General features: G+C 66.3%; 6 protein-coding genes and 1 pseudogene. All 7 read right to left on the bottom strand.

Annotated elements, in window-relative coordinates:
* Nucleotides 1-81 precede the first annotated feature (81 nt).
* Nucleotides 82-1,230, bottom strand: coding sequence for a glycoside hydrolase family 5 protein (locus ASC81_RS08820; protein WP_056265450.1), 1,149 nt, complete (start codon nt 1,228-1,230; stop codon nt 82-84).
* Nucleotides 1,227-2,810, bottom strand: a complete 1,584-nt coding sequence (locus ASC81_RS08825) for a cellulase family glycosylhydrolase (protein ID WP_056265453.1) — start codon at nt 2,808-2,810, stop codon at nt 1,227-1,229. Before ASC81_RS08825 ends, ASC81_RS08820 begins: the two co-directional genes overlap by 4 nt.
* A complete protein-coding gene (locus ASC81_RS08830) occupies nt 2,807-4,405 on the bottom strand; it encodes a family 43 glycosylhydrolase (RefSeq protein ID WP_056265456.1) in 1,599 nt (532 codons plus the stop codon). The genes ASC81_RS08825 and ASC81_RS08830 overlap by 4 nt, the downstream gene beginning before the upstream one ends.
* Nucleotides 4,402-5,844, bottom strand: coding sequence for an MFS transporter (locus ASC81_RS08835; protein WP_056265459.1), 1,443 nt, complete (start codon nt 5,842-5,844; stop codon nt 4,402-4,404). Before ASC81_RS08835 ends, ASC81_RS08830 begins: the two co-directional genes overlap by 4 nt.
* A complete protein-coding gene (locus ASC81_RS08840; protein WP_082536382.1) occupies nt 5,841-7,319 on the bottom strand; it encodes a GH1 family beta-glucosidase in 1,479 nt (492 codons plus the stop codon). Before ASC81_RS08840 ends, ASC81_RS08835 begins: the two co-directional genes overlap by 4 nt.
* 87 nt (nt 7,320-7,406) lie before the next feature.
* Nucleotides 7,407-7,571, bottom strand: a complete 165-nt coding sequence (locus tag ASC81_RS28270; protein WP_369820847.1) for a family 1 glycosylhydrolase — start codon at nt 7,569-7,571, stop codon at nt 7,407-7,409.
* A gap of 1 nt (nt 7,572) precedes the next feature.
* A pseudogene (locus ASC81_RS28275) lies at nt 7,573-8,606 on the bottom strand (glycoside hydrolase family 1 protein); the annotation flags it as partial.
* Nucleotides 8,607-8,615: the final 9 nt, after the last annotated feature.

The following is an 8,615-nucleotide window of genomic DNA, read 5'->3' on the forward strand; positions in this document are numbered from 1 at the left end:
CTCGCTAACAGGATAGTCGATGTGCGTCGCGGCTTTCGGTGGCGCTTGCAAACGTTACGCCGGCAGCGTGCCGCGCGTCGGTCAACGCGCCGCGTCGACCAGGGCCTTGATCAGCTCGGGGTAGACCTGCGCACCGCTGGTGCGGTTGAACAGGCCCATGCTGTGGTTCTGGGTGGCCGCACCGGCGTCCCAGTAGACCGGCACCAGGCCCCGTGTCCAGGCCGACCGGGCAACGTGCTTGTTCCAGGCCAGGCGATACGCCTCGGCGCCCGGGTACTCGGTGCGGCGGATGGCGCCGAATTCGCCAAGGATGACGGGGATGCCCTTGTCCACATAGGCCGTCTTCATCTTCTGGAACTGCGCGTCGGCCCAGGCTTCATCGAAGCCGGCTTCCCTGGCCTTGGGGTCGGTCGCGCCGGCGCCCCATTGCCAGGTGGTGCTCTTCTCGTTGAGCGTGAAGTTGAAGGGGTCGTAGTAGTGCACTTCCATCATCAGCCTGTCCCTGGCCGAGTCGGTGGGCATGACGGCGAAGGCGAGGGTGTGGTCGATGTTGGTGTTGAAGCCCTGCACGACGAGATGGCGCATGGCGTTGTTGCCGCCGGTGGCGCGCACGGCGGCGACAAAGGCCTGGTTGAAGCCGTTCTGCACCATGACGTACTCGGCCTTGGGCGTGCTGTAGTCGTCGGTGACCATGACTTCGTTGGTGCCGGCGAACAGCAGCGTGTCGTCATGGCCCTTGAAGTGATTCGCGATCTGCGTCCAGAACTTGGTGATGCGCGCGTTGGCCATCGCCTGGGCGGCCAAGGTGGGCTGCATCCAGCCGCCATCCCAATGGATGTTGATGATGGCGAACAGGCCAGCCTTCTGCGCGAAGCCCACGACCTCGGCGACGCGCGCCATCCAGGTTGCGCTGATGTTGTCGTTGGCGTCGGCGTATTGCTTCCAAGACACGGGGATGCGCACGGTCTTGAAGCCGGCGGCCTTGACGGCGTTCATCAAGGTCTGCGTGGTGGCCGGGTTGCCCCAGGCGGTTTCGCCGCCGATGGCTTCGAGCGCGTTGCCGAGGTTCCAGCCCGAGCCCATCAGCTTGCTGAACTGCAGGCTGGTCAGGTCGCGCATGCCGGTGGGTGCGGGTGCCGGTGCCGGTGCGGGCGTGGATGCAGCTTCCGCGCCGCCACCGCCGCAGCCCGCCAGCGGCAGCAGCGCCACGAGCGCGTTGCGTCGCTTCATGCGCCTGCCTTCTGCAGGCTCAGCAACACGACGTCGTGGCTGCGCAGCTTCAGCGTCACGGTGGCCGTGCCGGTGGCGCCCACGACCAGCTCACGCCGAACTTCGGGCTTGTCCGTCGTCAGGCCCTGCAGTGTGGCGAGCTGCTTCGCGTCGAGGTTCTTGGGCGAGCCCATCTTCAGGTAGGCGGTATGGGCGTCGTTGACTTCGTAGCCCGTGCGGCGCTGCGTCAGCGTGTAGCGGCCGGGCGGCAGGTTGCGCAGTTCGACAGTGGCCGTGCCGACGTCCTTGGACGGCCGCGGCTTGCCAAAGAAGCTGCGGTTGCTGACCTTCTGGTCGGTGTTGCGCCAGTCCCAGAGGATGGCGTTGACCTGCTGGCCGTCGCTCGCCGCCCAGCTGAACGGGTCGCTGCTCGGCACCTCTTTGCCCTGCAGCGCGGCCAGGTATTTGTAGGTGAACCAGGTCGGCTTGCGAACGCCCTCGCGCGTCATCAGCCCGAAGCCGCCGTGGAAGGGCGCGTCGGGCGGGCCGGGTTCTTCGAACAGGTCGCTGTAGACCCAGTAGCTCATGTGCTGCACAAGGCCCTGCGTCTGCTTCAGCTTGGTCAGCACGTAGGCCGCGCTCATGTAGCTGTCGTGCACGAGGTCCCGTGGGTTGTAGCTGGTGCTCCACTCGGTGAAGAACAGCGGCAGGCCGGGCAGTTGCGAAGCCTCGATCTCCTTGCGCACGCGCCGCACGTCGCCCACGATGGCATCCGGACTGGGCGACAGCATGCGGTCTTCCACGCCGTACTCGTCCAGAAACCCTGCGTCCACGCCGTAGGTGTGAGTGGTGATGAAGTCCACCGGTGTGTTGGTCGCCTTGGCATGCGCCAGGAACTCCGGCACCCACGCCGCGCCGGCCGTGGACGGGCCGCCGACCGGCAGCTGCGGATCGATGGCCTTGATGGCCTTGGCCGTGCGCGTGTAGAGATCGAAGTAGGCCTTTTGATCGGCCTTCTCCCAGAAGCCGTCGAGGTTGGGTTCGTTCCAGACTTCGAAATACCAGGTGCGCACTTCCTTCTCGCCATAACGCTGCAGCAGATGGCGCGTGAAGGCGTCGATCAGCGCGACCCATCCGGTCGGTTCGGGATGGGAGGTGTTGCCTTCCCAATAGAAGATCTTGTTGTCCGAGGTCTTCAGGGCCAGTGGCGTGAAGCCCAGCTCGATGAAGGGCTTGATGCGCCTCGCCAGCATCGAGTCGTAGAGCTTGTCGATGTTGGTGAAGTCGAACACCAGCTTGCCGGCGGCGTCGCGCGTGACCGTCTTGAACACGTCGTGGAAGATCGCGTGGAAGCGCAGGTAGCGAAAGCCCAGCTCGTCCACCGTCGTCTTCAACTGCGCGAGCGCATCGGGGCGGAAGGTCGTGCCGGGGTAGTCGGCGCCGACGCAGTGATCGAAGAATCGGTCCAGCGGCTGGGTGGCCTGGGCTAGGTCGAGCACGATGCGGCGCTTCTGCGGCGCGGCAAAAGAGGGCGTGGTCATGAGCGGCAGCGCGGCGGCTGCAAGCAGTTGGCGGCGGCGGAGCGAACGGAGCGAAGTCATGTGGGAAGTCCTCTGTAGACAAAGTTGCGGGCGCGCACTTCTCCGGCCCCGGCACTGAACAGCGCTGGCCGCAGGCTGACGAAGCCGCCGAACACGTTGTGATGCAGGCCCGAGACCTCCATCTGCCATGAATGCTGTTTCCAGGTCTTGCCGCCGTCGTGCGAGTAGTGCCAGGTGACGACGTTCTCGCGGTTGACGAGGCGGATATGGACGCGGCGGGTGGCCATGCTTTCGCGCATCCACGAATGCTCCTGGCCGTAGCCGTAGGTGAACATCTGCGTGCTGCTGAAGCCGATGCCGACGTGGCCGCGCTCTTCGTAGAACAGCGCCAGGCCGCCGTGGCTATTGGGGTCGCCTCCGGTGATCTCCAGCTCGACCGAGACCTCGTAGCTGCGGTCGCCGGCCTGGCAGGTCAGCGGCGAGGAGTCGGGCAGCGCCTTGCCCTTGCCGCGGATGAGGAGCGACTTGTCTTCGAAGCGCAGGCGTTTGGCTTCATCCGGGCTGGGCGCGTGGAAGGCCCATTGCAGACCCAGCCTGCCGCTGGAAAAGTCGTCGGACAGTGCGAAGCCGGCCTTGCTCGGCTTGCCGCCAGGACTTCTCAATCGGGGCTTGGGCAGCGGCCGGTCCAGCGTGCCGCCCTTGGCGCGCAGCCAGCCGTCCTTCGTCCACTCGACCGGCTCCAGCAGCGCCTGGCGGCCGAGCGTGCGAAAACCGTTCTCATAGCCGTGATAGACCATCCACCAGTCGCCTGCCGGCCCTTCGACGACAGTCGCATGGCCGCGCGACCACCAGGGTTCGCTGGCGCTGACGGTGCGCACGATGGGATTGTTAGGGGCGTCTTCCCACGGGCCGTGCACGGAGCGCGAGCGGGCGACGGTGACCATGTGGCTGGTGGGTGGGCCGGCCGTGCCGCCGACGGCCGAGATCAGGTAGAACCACTCGCCGCGCCTGAACAGCTTCGGGCCCTCGGGCGCGAACATCTCGACGACCCAGTCCTTGGGGTACTGCCAGGGCTTCCAGGCGTTGTCCTCCAGCGGACCGTCGGTGGCAAGGCCGTCGTCCTTGAGCCGCACACGGCGGCCACCGTTGACGAAGAGGTAGCGCTTGCCGTCTTCGCCGACGACGTGGCCGGGGTCGATGCAGCCAGGCATCTTCAGGTCGACAGGCGCGCTCCACGGGCCGCGGATGTCATCGGCATGGATGACGTAGACGCCCGTGCCGTTGTCCTGCAGCACCGGGATGTAGATGTAGAAGCGGCCCGCGTGCTTGATGAGGTCCATCGCCCACACCGTGCCGATGGGCTGCGTCAACGCAGCCGTGATCGGCGTCCAGTTCACCAGGTCCTGCGAGTGCCAGATGACGGCGCCCGGGTAAGACTGGAAGGACGAGAACGTCATGTAGTAGTCGGCGCCGTCCTTGAGGATCGTCGGGTCGGCGTGGTCGCCGGCGACGATGGGGTTCAGGTAGGTGCCGTTGCCCAGGTCGGCCTTGCGCTGGCCTTCGATGCCGGCGGCGAAGCGCGGTGCGGCCAGTGCAGGGCTGACCGCCGTTCCCGCCAGTGCGGCTTGAAGCGCCGTGCGTCGTGAAATCGTCATACCTTGCCCCGCGTGGCTTCGAGTTGCCCGCGAATCTCCAGCATGCGGGCCTCCGTCAGCGGGAAGCGCAGGATGGCGATCAGCGCCAGCACCAGACCGATAACGGGGATGCCAGACAGCAGGATGCGTATCCAGAAGATGGCCTCGGGCGTCTGGATGGCCTGCTTGGAATCGAAGCCGGTGGCTTGCAGGATCCAGCCCGAAGCGCCCACGCCCAGGGCGATGCCCACCTTGGTGATCCACGACTGGCAGGCGGAGAACGAGCCCTCGCGACGCTGGCCGGTCTGGGCTTCGTCGTAGTCCACCACGTCACCGATGGTGGCGTTGTACAGCGTCCAGAAGCCCGCGCCGGTGAAGGCGACGAAGCCGCAGGCGAACAGCTGCAGGTAGGGCCGCGCCGGGTCATACAACCACCAGTCGCCAATGAAGGCGCAGATGGCCAACGCCAGCACCGTGGCCAAGGCCGCGCGCTTGCCGAAGCGGCGTGCGAGCCACCAGAAGAACGGAATGCCCGCGAAGCCGAAGGCCATGCCGGCCAGGCCCATCGCGGTGTTCCATTTCGTCGCCAGCACGATGTCGCCCTGGCAGACGTAATAGACCGTGGCGTAGTAGCCCAAAGCGCCCACCATCGCCGTGCCGATGCCGTAGGCCAGCGCCATCAGCAGCACATGGCGGAAGGGCTGGCAGCGCAGGGTGCGCCACAGCGTGTCGGCAAACGGGATGTGGGTCTGCGTGCGCGACACCAGCTTTTCGTAGTAGCGCTCGCGCACCATCAGGAAGATGGCGATGGACACCGCCACCATGATGGCGCCCAGGATGGCGCAATAGGTCTGCGCGCCGCGCAGGATGTCGGGCTTGCCGGTGTCGGGGTCGTTGAAGATGGCCAGCGTCGTGAACTGCGCGGCGAAGAACATCGCCAGCTCCGGCCCCTTCTGGATGACGTTGCGGATGGCCATCACGGTCGTGCGCTCGTGATAGTCGGGCGTCATTTCCGAGCCGAGGCTGACCCAGGGCATGTTGAAGCAACTCATGATGGGCACGTAGATCACCATGCTGACCAGCATGAAGGCGAAGTACTGCATGTCCGTCCAGCCCTTGCCGACGGCAAACATCAGCGGCAGGCCGATGCCGGCCAGGATGCCGCCGATCAGGATGAACGGGCGCCGCCGGCCGTACCGGGTGCGCGTGTTGTCCGAGATCCAGCCGAAGATCGCATCGCTGGCCGCGTCGATAAAGATCTTGACCATCTGCACCGTCGAGATCAGGCCCGGCGCCACGCCAAGGAAGATGTTGAAGACGTGGAAGGCCAGCGACGGGTAGAGCCAGTGCCCCCACATGTCGAGGATGGAACCAAGGCCGAAGCCGACCTTCTGCCGCATGGGCAGGCGGTCGCTGGCCGCTGGCGCAAGCTGCGCCATGTGGAGGGTGCTGGCGTTCACAGGATCTTTCTTGTCTTCACGACGTCGGAGTAATAGCGGGCAGACAGCTTGGGCGTGCGGACCTGCGTCTTGAAGTCGCAGTGGACGATGCCGAACCGGCGCTGGTAGCCGTCTTCCCATTCGTAGTTGTCGATGAACGACCACAGGAAGTAGCCCTTCAGCGGCACGCCGTCGGCAATGGCGCGATGGGCCTCGCGCAGGTAGCTGCGCAGGTAGTCGCGGCGGTGCAGGTCCACCACCTCGCCGTTGACGACGGGCTCGTCGTCGTAGCCGCAGCCGTTCTCGGTGATGTAGATCGCGGCGTGGCCGTAGACCTCGTGGCAGAAGCGCGTGGCCCAGTACATGGACTGCGGCACGAGGCGCAGCCAGGGGCTGTCTGCGCGGGGATAGTTGGTGGGGTTGGTCAGCGTTTCGTAGCCGCTATCTGTCGCACCGGTCTTGGCGGCGCGCACGAAGGTGCCGCTGTAGATGTTGAGGCCGAGGAAGTCGGTCGGCAGGCTGATGAGGGCGAAGTCGCCGGGCTGCACGTCGGGCGCGTCGGCACCCACGCGCGCCAGGAAGTTGGCGGTGTACTTGCCGGCCTGGATGGCGCCCAGGATCTGCGCATTGCGGTCGATGAACCAGGCCTTGGCGGCGGCGATGTCGGCCGGCGTTTCCGTCACGGGCACGGACACGGCGCAGTTGTCGGTCAGGCCGACGACGGCGCCCTTGCCGCCAAACTTGCGCACGGCCCTCACCCCGTGCCCGTGGCACAGCAGCGCGTGGTGATAGGTCTGGTTGACGACCTTGGCGCTCTCCTTGCGGCCCGGCGCCTTGGTGCCGGTGCCGTAGCCCAGCAGCGTGAAGCAGAGGATCTCGTTCAACGTGATCCAGTGCTTCACGTCCTTGGCGAAGGCCTTGACGACGGTGTCGGCGTAGGTTGCGAACGCATCGACCGTGACGCGCGAGGTCCAGCCGCCGCGGTCCTCCAGCGACTGCGGCAGGTCCCAGTGGAACAGCGTCACCCACGGCTCGATGCCGTGCTTCTTCATGCTGGCGAAGAGGCGGTGATAGAAGTCCAGCCCCTTCTGATTCAGCGCGCCGTCGCCATTCGGGTAGATGCGCGGCCAGGCGAGGGACAGGCGGTACTTCTTGATGCCGAGCGAGGCCATCAAGGCGAAGTCTTCGTCGAAGCGGTGGTAGTGGTCGCAGGCCACGTCGGGCGTGTGGCCCTGGTAGACCTTGCCGGGGATGCGGGCGAAGCGGTCCCAGACGGACTCGCCCTTGCCGTCCTCGAAGGCCGCGCCCTCGATCTGCGCGGACGCCGCAGCGACGCCGAAGGCGAAATCCGCAGGGAAGGCGCTGGCGTATGTCAACGCTGTCAGTTTGGCCGCAGAAAGGGGCTGTGGCGTCGCGGCCAACGCGGCCGGCGCGAGTACCGGCAGGGTGGTGGCGGCAAGGAGCTGGCGGCGGCGCAGGGGGCGAGAAGAAGTCATCTGGATGGTCCTCGGTAGACCGCATGGGGGGCGGAGGCCCGCTGCGGCGCGAGGGAATATAGAGGGCTTGGCTCGACCCGCTTCATTTCAGAGGATTCGGCGTTCACGGATCACATCGGCGTAATAGCGCGCCGACAGCTTGGGCGTGCGCACTTGCGTGGCGTAATCGCAATGCACGATGCCGAAGCGGCGCTGGTAGCCGTCTTCCCACTCGTAGTTGTCGATGAACGACCACAGGAAGTAGCCCTTCAGNAGATCCTCGACCTGCGCGCCAAGCTGCGCGGCCCTATCGACGGTGAAAGCGGGCGTGCGCACTTGCGTGGCGTAATCGCAATGCACGATGCCGAAGCGGCGCTGGTAGCCGTCTTCCCACTCGTAGTTGTCGATGAACGACCACAGGAAGTAGCCCTTCAGCGGCACGCCGTCGGCAATCGCGCGGTGGGCCTCRCGCAGGTGRTTGCGCAGGAAGTCGCGGCGGTGCAGGTCCAGCACCTCGCCGTCGACGACCGGCTCGTCGTTGTAGCCGCAGCCGTTCTCGGTGATRTAGAGMGCCTGGTGGCCGTAGCACTCCGCGGCGAAGCGYGTGGCCCAGTAGATGGACTGGGGCACGAGGCGCAGCCAGGGGCTGTCGGCSCGTGGGTAGTTGACGGGCGGCGGCAGGGCCTGGAAGGCGGCGCCGTTCTTGCCGGCGCGCACATAGGTCCCYGTGTAGATGTTCAGCCCGAGGTGGTCAGTCGGCAGGCTGATGAGGTCGAAATCGCCCGGCCGCACATCGGGCGCATCCGGGCCGACGCGTTCGAGGTACTCCGCGGGATARCGGCCGGCATGCATGGCGCCCAGCACATGCGCGTTCATCTGCAGGAACCAGGCCTTGGCCGCGGCGATGTCGGCCGGCGTCTCGGTCACGGGAATGCAGACATCGAGGTTGTCCGTCAGGCCGACGACCGCGCCGGCGCCGCCGAACTCGCGCACGGCCCGCACGCCATGGCCGTGGCACAGCAGCGCATGGTGGAAGGTCTGGTTGACCACCGCGGCGCTCTCGGTGCGGCCGGGCGCCTTGGTGCCGTAGCCATAAGCCAGCTGCGTGAAACAGCGGATCTCGTTCATCGTGATCCAGTGCTTCACCTCGCCGGCGAAGGCCTTGACGATGGTGTCGGCATAGCGCGCGAACGCGTCCACCGTCACGCGCGACGCCCAGCCGCCGCGGTCTTCCAGCGCCTGCGGCAGGTCCCAGTGGAACATCGTCACCCAGGGCTCGATGCCGTGCTTCTTCATGCTGGCAAACAGGCGGTGATA

The organism is Pelomonas sp. Root405, from assembly GCF_001425165.1.
Taxonomy (GTDB): Bacteria; Pseudomonadota; Gammaproteobacteria; order Burkholderiales; family Burkholderiaceae_C; genus Pelomonas.